Origin of the sequence: Pseudomonas sp. B707 (genome assembly GCF_022496685.1) — a bacterium.
GTDB classification, from domain to species: Bacteria; Pseudomonadota; Gammaproteobacteria; order Pseudomonadales; family Pseudomonadaceae; genus Aquipseudomonas; species Aquipseudomonas paraglycinae.
In genome coordinates, this window is the sequence record NZ_WTVE01000017.1 from 1 (window position 1) to 14,467 (window position 14,467).

A 14,467-nucleotide genomic window follows, 5' to 3' on the forward strand; every position below is an offset into this window, starting at 1 on the left:
GTTAGAATACCGGCCTGTCACGCCGGGGGTCGCGGGTTCGAGTCCCGTCCGCTGCGCCATATTTAACGAGTCAGACAATGTCTGGTTCGCGATTGAAAAGCACCGAAGCTTTCAGTCAAACGAGTTACTTGAGCGTCAGCTCAAAGCGATACGCAGCGGTAGTTCAGTCGGTTAGAATACCGGCCTGTCACGCCGGGGGTCGCGGGTTCGAGTCCCGTCCGCTGCGCCATATCTGTTTCAAGGATCACTGAACGCCTTGAAACACCGAAAGCAACCTCGGGTTGATTCGGCATCGATAGCAAAGACCCTGGTCGAAAGACCGGGGTTTTTTGTGTCTGAAATTTGACCTTTCCCAAATTCCTCCCTTCTAGCCGGCGACGAAGCCTAGCCGTGGCTCGTTCGATGCCGCCGGGCAATCTACCTGTGTCTCTGAGTCGCTGCGATGCAATACCGCATTGATTTTTTGATTCTTTGGTCAAATTTTTGTAACTGGTTGTTTGCTGCGAGCTCAGAAACCTATAAAGTTAACCTTTCGGTCAGCTTTGCACTGTCATCACGCCCTTTGCTTCGTCAAAAAGGGCTTCTGCAAGACTCGAGATTCCCAGTAGATAACCAGAAGGGCGGATCCATAACCGTCCAGAGGATGATCCATGTCCAACCGTGAAATATCCCGGCGCTCGTTCCTCCAGGGCGGGCTGGTGGCGGGTGTGAGCGTTACGCTCACGCCGCTCAGCAGTCAGGCGCTCGGTGCCTTGATGGAAAACAGCGTGACCGTGCCGTCCGAGCAGTGGCTCGGCAACAACGGCAAGGCGCGCCAGCGTAATGATGCCTTGTCCAAGGTCTGCGGCAGCAAGGTGTTTGCCCGCGACATCCGTTCCAAGGACATGCCGGGCTGGCCCCAGCAGCAAGGCCACGCCATGTTGCTGAAAACCATCAAGGCCGACCGCATCTACGACGGTTACGACCTGTCGTGGCTCGGCGCCGATCTGCAGCCTGATCGTATCGTTACCGCCGCCGACCTGGACAAGGACGGCATCGTGTTCCCTGAAGAGCACGCACCGGATCCGCTGCTGCCGGAAGGCAAAGTGCCGATGTTCATCGGCCACCCGGTTGCGATCCTGATCTGGAACGACTTCGAGCGTTTCCGCCAGGCCAAGAACAAACTCAAATTCAATGACAAAGCGATTCGTTACGGTGCGCAAGTACCGTTCTACGAAGGCGATCCCTATGGCAGTTTTCGCTACGTGCGCGTCGGTGGCCCGACGTCGGCGGACGAAGACGAGTTCGCCAGCCTCAAGGACTCGATCCTGTTCCCGATGCTGAAGAACCGTCGTCCGGTGTGGAATTCCCAACCGAACCTGCACGGCAACCTGACCGAACGCGGCCTGTTCTACGCCGACCGCATGAAAAAAGAGATCGACACCCCGCCGGACAACTGGCTGGTGTTCGACGAACGCTACAAAACCCCGTCGATCGAACCGGCCGCGATGGAGCCGGACAACGGCAACGGCTGGTACGACCCGGCGACCAAGACCCTTCATTTCGTCGTCGCCACTCAGTGCCCGCTGGAAACCGCCACCGAGACCGCGAAGATGATCGGGCCGTCGCGTTTCGGCCTGGCGAACCTGAACATGCACCCGGGCTACACCGTCGGTTACGGCTCCAAAGACCACAATATTTTCGTCTACTACGCGGCCCTGGCGGCGTTGTACGGCGCAGGTGTGCCGGTTCGCCTGGCCAACGACCGCTACGAGCAGTTCCAGAGCGGCATCAAGCGTCACCCGTTCGACATCCGCTATCAATTGGCAGTGGACAAGACCGATCACAGCTTCAAGATTTTCCGTGCCGAGATGAGTGTCGACGGTGGTGGCCGGATCAACTACAGCCCGTCGGTGGCCGCCGTTGGCGCTACTGCGGCGCAGTCGATCTACTACATGCCGCAGAACGACCTGCAGGTCACCGCTTACCATTCACGCGCCGTTGAAGCGGGTTCGATGCGCGGCTACGGCACGCTGCAGAGCATGGCCTCCACCGAAATGATGGTCGACGAAATCGCCGATCGCCTTGGTGTCGATGCCATTGATCTGCGCCGCAAGAACGCGCTGCGCTCGGGAATGAAAAACACTCAGGGCGCGATCCCGGCCGGTGCGTTGCGCCTGCACGAGATTCTCGACAAGGCTTCGCTGCACGAAGTCTGGAAAAACCGCGACGCGATCAAAAAGCAGCGCGAAGCGGCAGACCCGGACAACTGGTACGGCGTAGGTTTCGCCATTTGTCAGAAAGACTTCGGCACCGGTTCCGAAGCGCCGATGGCCAGCATCGAGTTCACCGCTGACGGGCGCATTTCCCTGCGTCACATCGGCATCGAGATCGGCACCGGCATGTCCACCTCGCAAGCGTTGGTGGTGGCTGACTTCCTCGGCAGCGCGGCTCACGACGTGAAGACCGGCGAAACCGAGTGGGATGAAATGCAGCTGGTCACCGCCGGCAACCCTTACATCATGAGCCAGGCCGAGCAGGACAACTTCCTGCGCAATCCGCGCTGGGTCGGCAAGCTGGCATCGGCCTCGTCCGCGACCAACTCCGCCTACTACTTCAGCCACGCCACCCGTGAAGCGGCGCGCGTGTTGTTCAACCACGGTCTGTGGCCGGCGGCGCTGGAGATCTGGCGTCAGGGCCCGTACGGCGGCCAGGCCAACCCTTACGTGGTGCGTCGCGAAGATGCGCATTGGGTCGACGGCAAGCTGACCGCCAACGGCATGCAGCCGCTGACCTTCGAAGAGCTGGCCAAGCGTGCTCACGAGCGCGGTCTGGTCACCGGCGCCACGGTTCACGGTTTTAACCGCTGGAGCTGGGCCGAAGCCGAATACAGCATCGACGGCGTGCGCGAGCGTCTGCCGCTCGACGGTCTGGCGGTGAAGTACGGCGACGGCGCCCCGAAAGCGAAAAAGGCGCAGATGACCAGCGCCGGTTTCCACCTGCTGGATCGGCAGAACATCGCCTACCCGGTGGTTCAGTTGAACAACGCCGCCGTGACCTACTACAGCCCAGTCGCAACGCTGGTCGAGTTGAAGGTCAACAAAGGTTCGGCAGAAGTCGAAGTGCTCAACCATCACTCGTGGCTGGAATGCGGCCGGGTGCTGGTCGAAGAACTGGTTCGCGGCCAGCTCGAAGGCGGGATCGCCATGGGCATCGGTCACGCCTTGATGGAAGAGATGCCGTTGTACGAAGGCGGGCCGGGGGAGGGTGACTGGAACTTCAACCGTTATCGCCTGCCGATGGCGCGCCATGTGGCGGTTTGGAAGCAGACGTCGGAAATCCTGCCGCCGCTGTCCCCGAGCGACCCGTCCAAGGGCATCGCCGAAGTGGTGATGATCCCGGTGGTCGGCGCCATCGGTAACGCCGTGGCCCACGCCATCGGTAAACGTGTTCGCGATCTGCCAATCACTGCTGCGCGCATCAAGGAGGCCCTCAATGGCTAACCGTCCGCTTCAACTGACCCTCAACGGTCAATCCGTCGGCCCGGTGGACATCCCTGATGACCTGCCGATGATCGATTACCTGCACGAATACAAAAACCTCACCGGTTCGCGCCTGGGCTGCGGCCAGGGCATCTGCCACGCCTGTGTGGTGATCGTCGACAACCCGGACGGCACCAGCGAAGAAGTGCGCACCTGCATCACTGGCGCGCATTACTTCGAGGGCAAAAAAGTCCGCACCATCGAAGGCCACGCCAAGCGTGACGAGCAAGGCCAGGTTACCGAGCTGAACCCGATCCAGCAGCGCTTCGTCGATGAATTCGCCTTCCAGTGCAGCTACTGCGCGCCGGGCTTCGTCAACGCCGCGACCGTGCTGGTGGAAAAGCTGCAACGCCAGCCGATCGTCAAAAGCAAACTGGAACAAGTCATCGAGGACAGCCTCGGTCATCACGTCTGCCGTTGCACCGGGTACGTGCGTTACTACAACGCCACCCGCAACGTGCTGACCGATCTCGGCCTGGTCAAGGAGGGTTAAGCATGAAGCAATTACTGACCCGCCTGACCCTGGCGGTCGGGCTGGCTGCGCCTGTGTTGGCGGCGCATGCGGATGATCAGGTCAAGCGCGGCGAATACCTCGCCCGCGCGGCCGACTGCATGGCGTGCCACACGGCGCCCGGTGGCGCGCCGTTTGCTGGCGGCCTGCCGATCGTGTCGCCGTTCGGCACGATCTACGGCACCAACATCACTCCAAGCAAAGAGCACGGCATCGGTTTGTACAACGACGACGAGTTTTTCGCTGCGCTGACTGAAGGCAAGCGCCGTGACGGCGCGAACCTATATCCGGCGATGCCGTACACCTCGTATCACTTGATGCCGCGTGCGGATTCGGATGCGATTCACGCGTATCTGAAAACCATCGAGCCAATCGAGCGTGCCGCACCGGTGACCAGCCTTAGCTTTCCGTTCAACGTGCGTCCGGGCCTGATCGGCTGGAACATGATGTACGGCAAAGCCTTGAAGCTCGAATCTGCCGAAGGCAAAAGCGACGCCTGGAAACGCGGCCAGTACATGGTCGAAGTGCTCGGCCATTGCGGCGAATGCCATACGCCACGCGGCCTGCCGGGCGCGATGCAACTGGACAAGCGCCTGACCGGCGGCATCCTCAACGGCTATCTGGCACCGAGCCTGCTGGCCACTGATCTGGCGGCCCGCGGCTGGAACCATCAGGACCTGAGCACGTTCCTCAAGCACGGCATGAGCGCCCAGGGCACGATGTTCAACGAGATGTTCCCGGTGTTCCACAACAGCACTCAGGGCCTGAATGATCCGGATCTGGCGGCGATGGCGACGTTCCTGCTGGGCGACAAGCCTCCGGCGGCGAAAGAGCTGACCGACGTGCCGTTGGAAAAACTCAGTGCCAGCGCTCAACGCGGTCGTCAGGAATACTTGAACGTCTGCGCCGGCTGTCACGCGGCTGGTGGCGAGGGTAAGCCGCACATCGCGGTGGCCATGCGCGGCAACACCACGCTGCGTCTGGAAGACCCGCGCAACCTGTTGCGAGTGATCGAGGATGGTATCGGCGAACAGAAATTCGCCGGATTCGAACACATGCAGCCGATGCCGGGTTTCGCCGACAAGCTCAGTGCTGAGCAACTGACCGATCTGCTGAACTACCTGCGTCAGGGTTGGGGTGGTCAGTCGGCCGAGCTGGCGGTCAGCGATGTGCAGAAGCTTCAGGCTGACGCCCCGTCCATCGAGCACAAGGCGCACTGATCATGCAGCATCTCGATCTGCAGGTTGTGCGTCGGGCGCTGGAGTGGTCGACGGCGGGGCAGCGCATCTGGCTTTGCACCGTGCTGACCACCTACGGTTCGGCGCCGCGCGCGCCGGGTTCACTGCTGGCGGTGAACGATGGCGGGCAGTGGATCGGGTCGCTGTCCGGTGGTTGCGTCGAGGAAGACTTTCTCGAGCGCGTCGCCGAAGGTGCGTTTCTCGATGCGATCAATGTCGTCCGTTATGGCGAAGGTGACGATCCACGTTCGCGGGTCAGCCTGCCGTGCGGCGGCATTCTCGATGTGCTGGTAGAGAAATTTGACGCGAGCTGCGATGTGCAGGCGCACCTGCGTGAACTCGAATCGGCGTTGCTGGGGCAGCGCCGGTTGATTCGCGAGGTCGATCTGGCCACGGGCGCGCGTAGCCTGTTTGCCGATCGCGAACAAGGTGCGCGGATCGAGCGTGAAATCGACCGGGTGCGGATCCGCATCGGCGCCGCTCAGCGTTTGTTGCTGGCGGGGTATTCCAGCGTGGCGCAGGCGTGTGCGGAGTTCGCGGTGAGTCTTGGCTTCGAAGTGATTCTCTGCGACCCGCGTGATGAGGTGCTGGAAGGCGTGGTGCTCAATGGCGTGGAGATCCGCCGGCAATTGCCGTCGGTGTTTATCGCCGACGGCGGTTGCCACCGGGATACGGCGGTGGTGGCGTTGACCCACGATCCGCGTATCGACGATCTGGCGATGATGGAAGCGGTGCGTACCGAAGCGTTCTACATTGGCGTAATGGGCTCACAGCAGACGTCGCAGAAGCGCTTCGAGCGATTGCGCCGGATTGGCGGTCTGGGGGAGAGCGAGCTGGCGCGGATTCATGCGCCGATCGGTCTTAACCTGGGCAGCAAGACGCCGTCGGAAATCGCTTTGGCGGTGCTCGCGGATATCCTGCGGATTCGCAGCGGGATTGCGCGGGATCAGTTGTGATTTGAGCTGAATGTAAAAAGGGCCGCTATTCAGCGGCCCTTTTTTTGGCTTGTCAGAAACCGAGCTTGTCGCGCAGTCCGTAGTACCACGCGCCCAGCGCGGCAAACGGTGTGCGCAGCAGTTGCCCGCCGGGGAACGGGTAGTGCGGCAGGTCGGCAAACGCATCGAAGCGCTCGGCTTGCCCGCGCAGCGCCTCGGCCAATACCTTGCCGGCCAGATGCGTGTAGGTCACGCCGTGGCCGCTGCAGCCCTGGGAGTAATAGATGTTGTCGCCCAGACGCCCAACCTGAGGCAGGCGCGACAGGGTCAGCAGGAAGTTTCCGGTCCAGGCGTAGTCGATCTTCACGTCCTTGAGTTGCGGGAAGGCCTTGAGCATTTTCGGGCGGATGATCGCCTCGATGTTTGCCGGATCCCGTGCGCCATATACAACGCCGCCGCCGAAGATCAGGCGCTTGTCGCCGCTCAAGCGGTAGTAGTCGAGCAGGTAGTTGCAGTCTTCGACGCAGTAGTCCTGCGGCAGAAGGGATTTCGCCAGCTCATCGCCCAATGGCTCGGTGGTGATGACCTGAGTGCCGCACGGCATCGATTTGGCCGCCAGTTCCGGCACCAGATTGCCGAGGTAGGCGTTGCCGGCCACGATGATGAATTTGGCTCTGACCTTGCCCTGCGGTGTATGCACGACCGGATTGGCACCGCGTTCGATGCGCACGGCCGGTGACTGTTCGTAGATGGTGCCGCCCAGGGACTCCACGGCAGCAGCTTCGCCCAATGCCAGGTTAAGCGGGTGGATATGGCCACCGCTCATGTCGAGCATGCCGCCGACGTATTGATCGCAGGCGACCACTTCACGGATGCGGCGCTGATCGAGCAGTTCCAGTCGGGTATGGCCGAAGCGTTCCCACAGGCGCTTCTGCGATTCGAGGTGGCCCATTTGCTTGGCGGTGAGGGCGGCGAATACGCCACCGTCTTTCAGGTCGCACTGGATGTTGTACTTGCTGACGCGTTCACGAATGATCCGGCCGCCCTCGAACGCCATCTGCCCGAGCAGTTGTGCCTGTTTCGGGCCGACGCTGCGTTCGATCACATCGATGTCACGGCTGTAGCTGTTGACGATTTGTCCGCCATTGCGCCCCGAAGCGCCGAAGCCGACCTTGGCGGCTTCCAGCACGGTCACGCGAAAACCGTTCTCGAGCAGGAACAGGGCCGAGGAAAGTCCCGTATAACCAGCGCCGATCACACAGACATCCGTCTCCACGTCATCCTGCAGGGCAGGGCGTGGTGGCACGGCGTTGGCCGACGCAGCGTAATAAGACTCTGGGTAAGGGGTGTTCGCCATCCTGCAGCCTCTGTTTAATATATTTTACGAGTGCGGCGATCCTACCCCAGTTGAAAAACCTCCGCCAGCCACCGGGAAATCTTCTTGCGGCGGGTCGAAATTAAATATTTTGCATATTCATAGGGTTAGGTGAAAAAAAGGTGTTGACACCCCTTCGGAATTCCGTAGAATGCCGCCTCACAGCAGGCACGTAGCTCAGTTGGTTAGAGCACCACCTTGACATGGTGGGGGTCGTTGGTTCGAGTCCAATCGCGCCTACCAAACAAAATCCGCTCTGCTGGGCGGTCTGGAAGGGCTCACCGAAAGGTGGGCCCTTTTTTGTTGTCTGCGATTTCAGAACCTTTGCAAAGTTTCGGTTTGGTCGACCGCAGCTACACTGCGGCACATTTGCAGAGGTGTATTCATGAGTCGCCAATTCAGGCGCGCCGGTCCAGGCGATATCGAAAGCCTGTTGAAGATTGATCCTGTCGCTGAAAAAGATAGCTGCCGTCGCGAGTACATCGCGAGGGCTGTACGGGCGCAGGAGTGCTGGGTTGTCTGCGAGGCGGACGATCCTGGCGCTCCCGTCGGCTACGGATGTCTGGATCGAAGCTTTCTTGGAGAGTGGTTCATACCTCTCGTGATCGTCTCCAGTGCGAACAGGCGTTCCGGCGTGGGGCGGCAGATCGTGAGCGGTCTGGAGCAGCATGCTTGTGCAGAAAAGATCTTCACGTCGACCAATACGTCCAACTCGCCGATGCGACAGCTGCTTACAAATCTTGGATATCAGCACAGCGGAATGGTAGAGAATCTGGATCCGGGGGATCCCGAGCTCATTTTTGTAAAATTCTTGAGCCAAGCGCGTATTGATCGTGATTGATTTTGATCCATTCGTCGCCGACCGTCGCGAGCGACCTTTTAAATAGTGTGGATATTTAAGGGGTTACGGATTTTATTAACCATCCGGTTATCAAAAATACGTTGTTACATACTGGAAAAATCAGTAATATCCGCCCCGCGTTCACCACCACGGTTTATGCATTTTTAAATCCCAAGCTTCCATCAGCTGCTTGGGATTTTTTTTGCCCGCGATTTGCCTTTCCCGCACCTCTGCCCAGCCTCTCGTCTCGCCCGTTCCTGTTTTCCGGGAGCGGTGACAGGCAAGTCCATATTTTTTCGACTACTACTGTCAGGCTGATTTCAGCTCTGCCGGACAGGAGTTCATCGATGCTGGTTCATTGGTTTCTTGCAGCGATTCATTTACTGGCTTTTGCCATGGGCTTCTGGGCGGTGTTGACGCGTGGGACGGCCTTCAGTCGTTTGGCGTCCGGCTCCGGTGATGTCGGGCGAGTGTTGCTAGCCGACAATCTTTGGGGGCTTTCGGCGTTGGTGTTGCTCGTCACCGGCGGCATGCGCGCCTTCGCAGGTTATGAGAAGGGAACCGACTATTACCTGCATCAGCCACTGTTTCATCTGAAGATGACGCTGTTCGTGCTGATTCTGCTTCTGGAGCTCATGCCGATGATCACCCTGATCAAATGGCGCGTGTCCAAGGCGCGCGGCGCTGTCCCTGACACGGGGCGTGCAAAGATGTTCGCGCGGATCAGTCATGCCGAAGCGCTTCTGTTGGTATTGATGGTCGTGGCGGCCACCGGAATGGCGCGTGGCGTTACATTCGGCTAGTCGGGCGAGATTCCCAGCCGCTATTCGGAAATGTCCGACAGCCAGCTCGTTGAATGACGGTTAGTATCGGTTGCGAGAAGGGTTGAGGCAGGAAGTGGCGTGGCACGCGCCGTCACCAGGGAGGTGGGGGATGGCAATACGGCGCTTGAATCTTTAGCCAGTCATTGCGCGCAGGCAAACGAACTGGCTACTGACTGCGTAGGGCTCAGGGCGTTTGTGGCTTGTCCGGTGCGGTCAGGCCAGCCTGGATGCGCTGGTAGATCTCTTCCCGGTGCACTGCAACGTTCTTCGGAGCATTGATGCCGATTCGAACTTGCTGGCCGCTGACGCCGAGAATGGTGATCGTGATGTCATCACCAATGTTTATGCTTTCACCGACTTTGCGGGTGAGTATCAGCATGGTCTTCTCCTTGATTGCTTTGTAGGGCACCTGATTCAGACAGTGCAGAGGTCGGTGGTACGTATAGATTAGTGCGAAGTCTTACAGTTTGGGTGCCTCTTTCTGACGCGCAGCAGCGGCATTAATTCCCAGCGCGTAACTATACAGGGGCCGTCGGCATCAATCTCGTAGTTTTATGCCGCAATTTGCGGGGCTCGGAAAGTATTCTCGAATGTTAAGATCGCCGCTTTGAGAATTCAGAGGGAAGCGTTGTGCGCAAATTGGTCTGGGTAGTCGCGGCACTGGCATTGGCAGGATGTGGCGAAGGCAAGAGTGTGGATGCGCAAAAGCCGAAACCGGCGGTGGTAGCGGCGCCTGCTGCGGTGGGCCCGCAGTGGGATCTCGAAGTGCGCGGTGAAACCCCTCAGGCCGTCAGCGACCTCAGCGGCTGGCTGATAGAGCATGGCTTTGTGGCCAGTGTCATCAAGGACGCCAGCGGCAAGACCCGGATCCTGCTCGGCCCTTTCAATTCGAAGGCTGACGCCGAGGCGCGCCAGGCAGATGTGAACGCCGCATTGATCAAGGCGAAGAAGCAGAACATCGAAACGCTGGTGATCGAGCGCACGGCGACGCAATAAGGGGCCTTTCGACGGAGCTGACTAAAGGGTGTCCCCCGTGATTCGTTTTTCAAGGAGTCACTGAAGATATCCAGAAGGAGCTCCGCATGGCCTCCGCCAATCCTTACAAGTTGTTCGACGTCGTTTTGCGTCACAAGCAGCAATTGAGCCCGCATCTCATGCGGATCACGCTCGCAAGCCCCACGGTCACCGAGATGGCGACCTGGGCGCCGGATCAGCGAGTGAAGCTGTTTTTCCCGGCAGCCGACGGTTCACCCGCCAAGCTTTCTCAGGGCGAAGGGTGGTACGCCCGTTTCCGCTCGATGCTGGTTGATTGTCGCCCGGCGATGCGCACTTACACCATCCGTCATTTGCGTGCCGAGTCGGGTGAAGTCGATATCGATTTCGTCCTGCACGGCGAAACCGGCCCGGCCTCCCGTTGGGCGTTGCGAGCGCAACCTGGCGAGTCGATGCAGATTCTGGCGCCCGACAGCCGATTCTCGGCACAAGAGGCGGGGGGATTTGAATGGAAGCCACCGCAAACGCTCAAGCAACTTCTGTTGGTCGCCGACGCCACAGCGTTGCCGGCCGCCATGGGGATCCTGGAAGAACTGGCGACACTTACTGAACCGCCGCAGGCCCAGGCGTTTTTTGAAGTCGACAGTCGTGAGGATATGTTGGCGGTTCCTGACTGGCCCGGACTTTCGGTGCAATGGCTGATCCGCGATCACGCAACTGCCGGCACGTTGATGGTGGAAGCCGTGCAGCAGGCGACGTTGCCTGTCGATGCATCGCCGGTTGGGCAAGCGGTCGAGCTGGCGGATGTCGACATCGAAGAAGAGATTCTGTGGGAGATCGCCGATACGGCCAGCGAGTGTTTCTATGGTTGGATCGCCGGAGAATCCGCTGCGGTCATGAGCCTGCGCAAATACCTCATCAAGGAGCGCGGCATTCCGCGCGAGTCACTCAATCTGATGGGCTACTGGCGTCACAACAAATCCGGCGGTTGAGCACAAAAAAGGCCTTGAGTTTATCGCTCAAGGCCTTTTCTTTTGATCAGACAATCAACCGCAGGCTTTCAGGTTCACCGGGCCGACAAATTCGTTGCCGCGCCCCATCACACACGCCACGCTCTGATTACGCTGGCGCTCCCAGTCTTGCACCGGGTAAGTCTTGTCCCAGGCTTCGTACAGTTGTCGATCCTGCTTCGACAAGCGCAAGCCGTATTGTTTGCTCATGTAAAAGTAGGTGCGGGCGATCATGCCGCGGATCGAAGGGCGGGGCATGACCTTCTTCGCCTTGAAGTCGACCTGAGTCAGGCAGGAGCCGTACTGACCTTTTTCGACCGGCAGCCAGCCGTAGCTGAAATTGCTGCGGTCGCCATTCACCTCGCCGATGCTCGGCACCAGGTTGTGCAGGTCGGCTTCGGCTTTCTGATAGCTCGGGTCGTAGCGGGTGCAATTCTTGCGGCCGCCTTCCTGCCAGCATTGACGCTGATGGCCGAACTGCCAGGCCGGAACAATGTGCTCCCATTCGATGCGGGACGCTCGCTTGGCGTTCTTGCGCGGGACGTAGCCGCAGGCGGCAAGATCGACCTTGTTGCCGGTGTATTTGCACCCGCAATAGAACTCGGTGGATTGTGGTGCGTACAGCTTCCAGGCGACCTTCTTGGCTTCGGTGAACGTACGCGGCGCGCCAGCTTGCGCACCCAGGGAAATGAACAGCAACAGCACAGCAGCAAAACGCAGAATCATTGAATCAATCTTCCTTCGGCACAACCCAGAAAATCTGTACGCCGCCATCATCGCGGTAGGCGAGGGTGACGTTGTCGTTCTCGTCGATCTCTTCCAGCAAGCGCTCCCAGTCATCCACCGGCTCGTCCGGAAGGCGGAAGATCAGTGCGGCTTTGGCTTTTTGTGCGGTGGGGGAGTTGATGATTTTTTGAACGCGCATGCCCATGCGTTCATAAGCGTCAGGAGCATCAGGGGAAGTGGCCACGAGGTTATCCTTATTAAGCTGTACGTGCATACAGTATTTAACTGTAGGCATTTTCGCAACTGCTTAAAATTCAAGAAAATCCTCTGACAGCGGTTTTCCGGTTTTGATGTCACGCAGGTGAAATTTTTCTTTGGAGGAGGTGCAAGCTTCACCCTCCGTCAAGTTGACGAAGGGTGAAGTCAGTGCCCGATCAGGAAAAGATCAGGCGAGGTCAAATCAGTATTCCCAGAACATCCGTTGCAGCTCTTTGCTGTCGTTGGTCTTGGTCAGCGCGACCATGGCCAGGATGCGGGCTTTCTGCGGGTTCAGGTCGTGAGCAACCACCCAGTCGTATTTGTCGTCAGGCTGTTCGGCGTTGCGCAGAACGAAACCGCCGGCATTGACGTGAGACGAGCGAATGATCTGCACGCCGTCCTTGCGCAGCGCCTGCAGGGTCGGAACCACGCGCGAGGAAACCGAGCCGTTGCCGGTACCGGCATGGATGATTGCCTTGGCGCCGGACTGGGCGAGGGCCTTGTAGGCTGTGTCGCTGACATTGCCGTAGGAATAGGCAATTTCTACATCAGGAAGGCTCTTGATGTTTTTGATATCGAATTCCGAATCCATGGTGTGGCGCTTGGCTGGCAGGCGGAACCAGTAAGATTTGCCTTCTACCACCATGCCGAGCGGACCCCAGGCGCTTTTGAACGCTTCGGTCTTGATGTTGATCATCTTGCTGACATCGCGACCTGACTGGATTTCATCGTTCAGGGTCACCAGTACGCCTTTGCCGCGCGCTTCTTTGCTGCTGGCGACGGCCACGGCGTTGTACAGGTTCAGCATGCCGTCGGCCGACATGGCGGTGCCCGGTCGCATGGAGCCGACCACGATGATCGGCTTGTCGGTTTTTTCCACCAGGTTCAGGAAGTACGCGGTCTCTTCCAGGGTATCGGTGCCGTGGGTGATGACGATGCCATCGACGTCTTTGCTGTCGGCCAGTTCGGAAACGCGACGTCCCAGTTGCAGGAGGTTTTCGTTGGTGATGCTTTCCGAGGCGATTTGCATGACCTGTTCGCCGCGCACGTTGGCCAGCGTGCTCAGTTCGGGAATGCCGGCGATCAATTGTTCGATGCCCACTTTCGCGGCCTGATAAGTCGCACTGTTGGCTGCACTGGCGCCCGCGCCGGCGATGGTGCCGCCGGTGGCCAGTACCACCACGTTGGCCAGCTTGGCCTGGGTTTCAGCTTCTTTTGCCTGGAGGGCAGTTGGCAGGAGCAGGAGGAGGGCCAAAGCGCCCGGAACGAAACTCTTCAAAGCAGATGTCATTATTTTTCTCTCTAGTAGTGAGACGGTGCTGATGCAGGTTCATCTAGATGCGCCCCGGGCCGATCTGAATGCCAGGGGTGCAGGGAGGGAGCAGGATCTGTACCAGTCGTACTGTGCTTGAGAGAAATGTTTAACCTTATGATTTGAATCAAGATTTATTTGAAGAGTGGTTGTGAGCTTGCCTAGCTCATCCGGGTTTCCGAACGCGGGATGTTTTCTCGTTCGGCTCACCGAAAAGGACTACGAGCCTCGTCCTCAGACTGAACTGGCTGCTTTCCAGATCTCTGCTAAAGAAAACGGCGCGCTGGCCGATGCGCCTTGACAGGGATTCAATTTTTCAGGAGTTCAAATGTCATTGACTATCGGTTTTTCAAATCCCGGTTCGGTCACGATCGGCGGCAAAACGGCCGCTACGATCAATGCAATGAGTGAAGCTGAAGCCGACGCGTCTGCCGAGGCACTGGGTACCGAAAAGGTTGAAACCAATCAGGTCAGAACCGGTGGTCCTGCCCAGGAAGCAAGCGCGAGCGAGGCTCAAGGCGGTGACAATCTGAGCATCACTATCAAGACGCTGCTCAAACGGATGCAGGAACTGCAGAAGCAGCTTCAGGAGCAGCAACAGCAACTGGCTGCCGCGCAGGCTGCGAGTTATCCAACCCCCGAAGCCAAGTCGCAGGCGGTGATGTCCATACAGGGGCAGATCGCTCAAACCAGCGGTGCGTTGTTGGAAGTCTCGGCTGCATTGGTCAAGGAAATGTCGAAGGGTTCTTCTGTCGGTAACGTGGTCAACACCACGGCTTGAGCACTCAAGGGGCGGATCGATGGATTCGCCCTGCAACGCAATACCGATTTCTGATTGTTGACAAATGTCGGCGTGATTCGCATAGTTCGGTCTACGCAAACGTTTGCGCGGCCTTCGCGATGGATTGAATTGTCGTGGGGTG

At 58.9% G+C, this 14,467-nt stretch carries 14 protein-coding genes and 2 tRNA genes; 11 read left to right on the top strand and 5 right to left on the bottom strand.

Annotated elements, in window-relative coordinates:
• Positions 1 to 152 precede the first annotated feature (152 nt).
• The 5 genes from GQX66_RS08110 to GQX66_RS08130 all read left to right on the top strand — a co-directional run bounded on the left by GQX66_RS08110 (position 153) and on the right by GQX66_RS08130 (position 6,226).
• Positions 153 to 229: transfer RNA gene (locus GQX66_RS08110), tRNA-Asp, on the top strand.
• A 421-nt stretch (positions 230 to 650) separates the two neighbouring features.
• A complete protein-coding gene (locus GQX66_RS08115) occupies positions 651 to 3,482 on the top strand; it encodes a xanthine dehydrogenase family protein molybdopterin-binding subunit (protein WP_240867992.1) in 2,832 nt (943 codons plus the stop codon).
• Positions 3,475 to 4,014 carry a (2Fe-2S)-binding protein gene (locus tag GQX66_RS08120; protein WP_007956473.1) on the top strand — a complete coding sequence of 180 codons (540 nt, stop codon included), beginning with the start codon at positions 3,475 to 3,477 and terminating at the stop codon, positions 4,012 to 4,014. Before GQX66_RS08115 ends, GQX66_RS08120 begins: the two co-directional genes overlap by 8 nt.
• A 2-nt stretch (positions 4,015 to 4,016) precedes the next feature.
• On the top strand, positions 4,017 to 5,252 hold the full coding sequence (locus GQX66_RS08125; RefSeq protein ID WP_085747824.1) for a cytochrome c: 1,236 nt from the start codon (positions 4,017 to 4,019) through the stop codon (positions 5,250 to 5,252).
• 2 nt (positions 5,253 to 5,254) lie between these two features.
• A complete protein-coding gene (locus GQX66_RS08130) occupies positions 5,255 to 6,226 on the top strand; it encodes an XdhC family protein (RefSeq protein WP_240867995.1) in 972 nt (323 codons plus the stop codon).
• A gap of 52 nt (positions 6,227 to 6,278) precedes the next feature.
• On the opposite strand, the gene GQX66_RS08135 is transcribed toward GQX66_RS08130, so the two are convergent.
• Positions 6,279 to 7,562 (bottom strand): FAD-binding oxidoreductase, encoded by a 1,284-nt coding sequence (locus GQX66_RS08135; protein ID WP_240868006.1) that lies wholly within the window; start codon positions 7,560 to 7,562, stop codon positions 6,279 to 6,281.
• Between the two features lie 184 nt (positions 7,563 to 7,746).
• Here GQX66_RS08135 and GQX66_RS08140 point away from each other — a divergent pair.
• From GQX66_RS08140 to GQX66_RS08150, 3 genes are all read left to right on the top strand, one after another.
• Positions 7,747 to 7,823: transfer RNA gene (locus GQX66_RS08140), tRNA-Val, on the top strand.
• A gap of 142 nt (positions 7,824 to 7,965) precedes the next feature.
• The gene (locus tag GQX66_RS08145) at positions 7,966 to 8,421 is read left to right on the top strand and encodes a GNAT family N-acetyltransferase (protein ID WP_102688385.1); all 456 of its coding nucleotides are present in this window, start codon (positions 7,966 to 7,968) and stop codon (positions 8,419 to 8,421) included.
• 347 nt (positions 8,422 to 8,768) lie between these two features.
• Entirely contained in the window at positions 8,769 to 9,224 is a 456-nt protein-coding gene (locus GQX66_RS08150; protein ID WP_102688386.1) for a DUF2214 family protein, read from the top strand.
• A 205-nt stretch (positions 9,225 to 9,429) separates the two neighbouring features.
• On the opposite strand, the gene csrA is transcribed toward GQX66_RS08150, so the two are convergent.
• The gene (csrA, locus tag GQX66_RS08155; RefSeq protein ID WP_003179932.1) at positions 9,430 to 9,624 is read right to left on the bottom strand and encodes a carbon storage regulator CsrA; all 195 of its coding nucleotides are present in this window, start codon (positions 9,622 to 9,624) and stop codon (positions 9,430 to 9,432) included.
• Positions 9,625 to 9,875: 251 nt separating this feature from the next.
• Between csrA and GQX66_RS08160 the strand changes: the two genes are divergently transcribed.
• Both GQX66_RS08160 and GQX66_RS08165 read left to right on the top strand, forming a co-directional pair.
• On the top strand, positions 9,876 to 10,241 hold the full coding sequence (locus GQX66_RS08160) for an SPOR domain-containing protein (protein WP_102688387.1): 366 nt from the start codon (positions 9,876 to 9,878) through the stop codon (positions 10,239 to 10,241).
• An 86-nt stretch (positions 10,242 to 10,327) separates the two neighbouring features.
• On the top strand, positions 10,328 to 11,230 hold the full coding sequence (locus GQX66_RS08165) for a siderophore-interacting protein (protein WP_240868008.1): 903 nt from the start codon (positions 10,328 to 10,330) through the stop codon (positions 11,228 to 11,230).
• 54 nt (positions 11,231 to 11,284) lie between these two features.
• On the opposite strand, the gene GQX66_RS08170 is transcribed toward GQX66_RS08165, so the two are convergent.
• From GQX66_RS08170 to GQX66_RS08180, 3 genes are all read right to left on the bottom strand, one after another.
• A complete protein-coding gene (locus tag GQX66_RS08170; RefSeq protein ID WP_085612799.1) occupies positions 11,285 to 11,974 on the bottom strand; it encodes an endonuclease I family protein in 690 nt (229 codons plus the stop codon).
• Positions 11,975 to 11,978: 4 nt separating this feature from the next.
• Complete coding sequence (locus GQX66_RS08175) at positions 11,979 to 12,269, bottom strand: DUF1654 domain-containing protein (protein ID WP_007956002.1); 291 nt, start codon at positions 12,267 to 12,269, stop codon at positions 11,979 to 11,981.
• 165 nt (positions 12,270 to 12,434) lie between these two features.
• Complete coding sequence (locus GQX66_RS08180) at positions 12,435 to 13,523, bottom strand: asparaginase (protein ID WP_007956004.1); 1,089 nt, start codon at positions 13,521 to 13,523, stop codon at positions 12,435 to 12,437.
• Between the two features lie 349 nt (positions 13,524 to 13,872).
• On the opposite strand from GQX66_RS08180, the gene GQX66_RS08185 reads away from it, so the two are divergent.
• Positions 13,873 to 14,325 carry a hypothetical protein gene (locus tag GQX66_RS08185; RefSeq protein WP_240868011.1) on the top strand — a complete coding sequence of 151 codons (453 nt, stop codon included), beginning with the start codon at positions 13,873 to 13,875 and terminating at the stop codon, positions 14,323 to 14,325.
• Positions 14,326 to 14,467: the final 142 nt, after the last annotated feature.

Coding starts and splice junctions, on each gene's coding strand:
- GQX66_RS08115 (WP_240867992.1), top strand. CDS start 651: ATGTCCAACCGTGAAATATCCCGGCGCTCGTTCCTCCAGGGCGGGCTG.
- GQX66_RS08120 (WP_007956473.1), top strand. CDS start 3,475: ATGGCTAACCGTCCGCTTCAACTGACCCTCAACGGTCAATCCGTCGGC.
- GQX66_RS08125 (WP_085747824.1), top strand. CDS start 4,017: ATGAAGCAATTACTGACCCGCCTGACCCTGGCGGTCGGGCTGGCTGCG.
- GQX66_RS08130 (WP_240867995.1), top strand. CDS start 5,255: ATGCAGCATCTCGATCTGCAGGTTGTGCGTCGGGCGCTGGAGTGGTCG.
- GQX66_RS08135 (WP_240868006.1), bottom strand. CDS start 7,562: ATGGCGAACACCCCTTACCCAGAGTCTTATTACGCTGCGTCGGCCAAC.
- GQX66_RS08145 (WP_102688385.1), top strand. CDS start 7,966: ATGAGTCGCCAATTCAGGCGCGCCGGTCCAGGCGATATCGAAAGCCTG.
- GQX66_RS08150 (WP_102688386.1), top strand. CDS start 8,769: ATGCTGGTTCATTGGTTTCTTGCAGCGATTCATTTACTGGCTTTTGCC.
- csrA (WP_003179932.1), bottom strand. CDS start 9,624: ATGCTGATACTCACCCGCAAAGTCGGTGAAAGCATAAACATTGGTGAT.
- GQX66_RS08165 (WP_240868008.1), top strand. CDS start 10,328: ATGGCCTCCGCCAATCCTTACAAGTTGTTCGACGTCGTTTTGCGTCAC.
- GQX66_RS08170 (WP_085612799.1), bottom strand. CDS start 11,974: ATGATTCTGCGTTTTGCTGCTGTGCTGTTGCTGTTCATTTCCCTGGGT.
- GQX66_RS08175 (WP_007956002.1), bottom strand. CDS start 12,269: ATGCCTACAGTTAAATACTGTATGCACGTACAGCTTAATAAGGATAAC.
- GQX66_RS08180 (WP_007956004.1), bottom strand. CDS start 13,523: ATGACATCTGCTTTGAAGAGTTTCGTTCCGGGCGCTTTGGCCCTCCTC.
- GQX66_RS08185 (WP_240868011.1), top strand. CDS start 13,873: ATGTCATTGACTATCGGTTTTTCAAATCCCGGTTCGGTCACGATCGGC.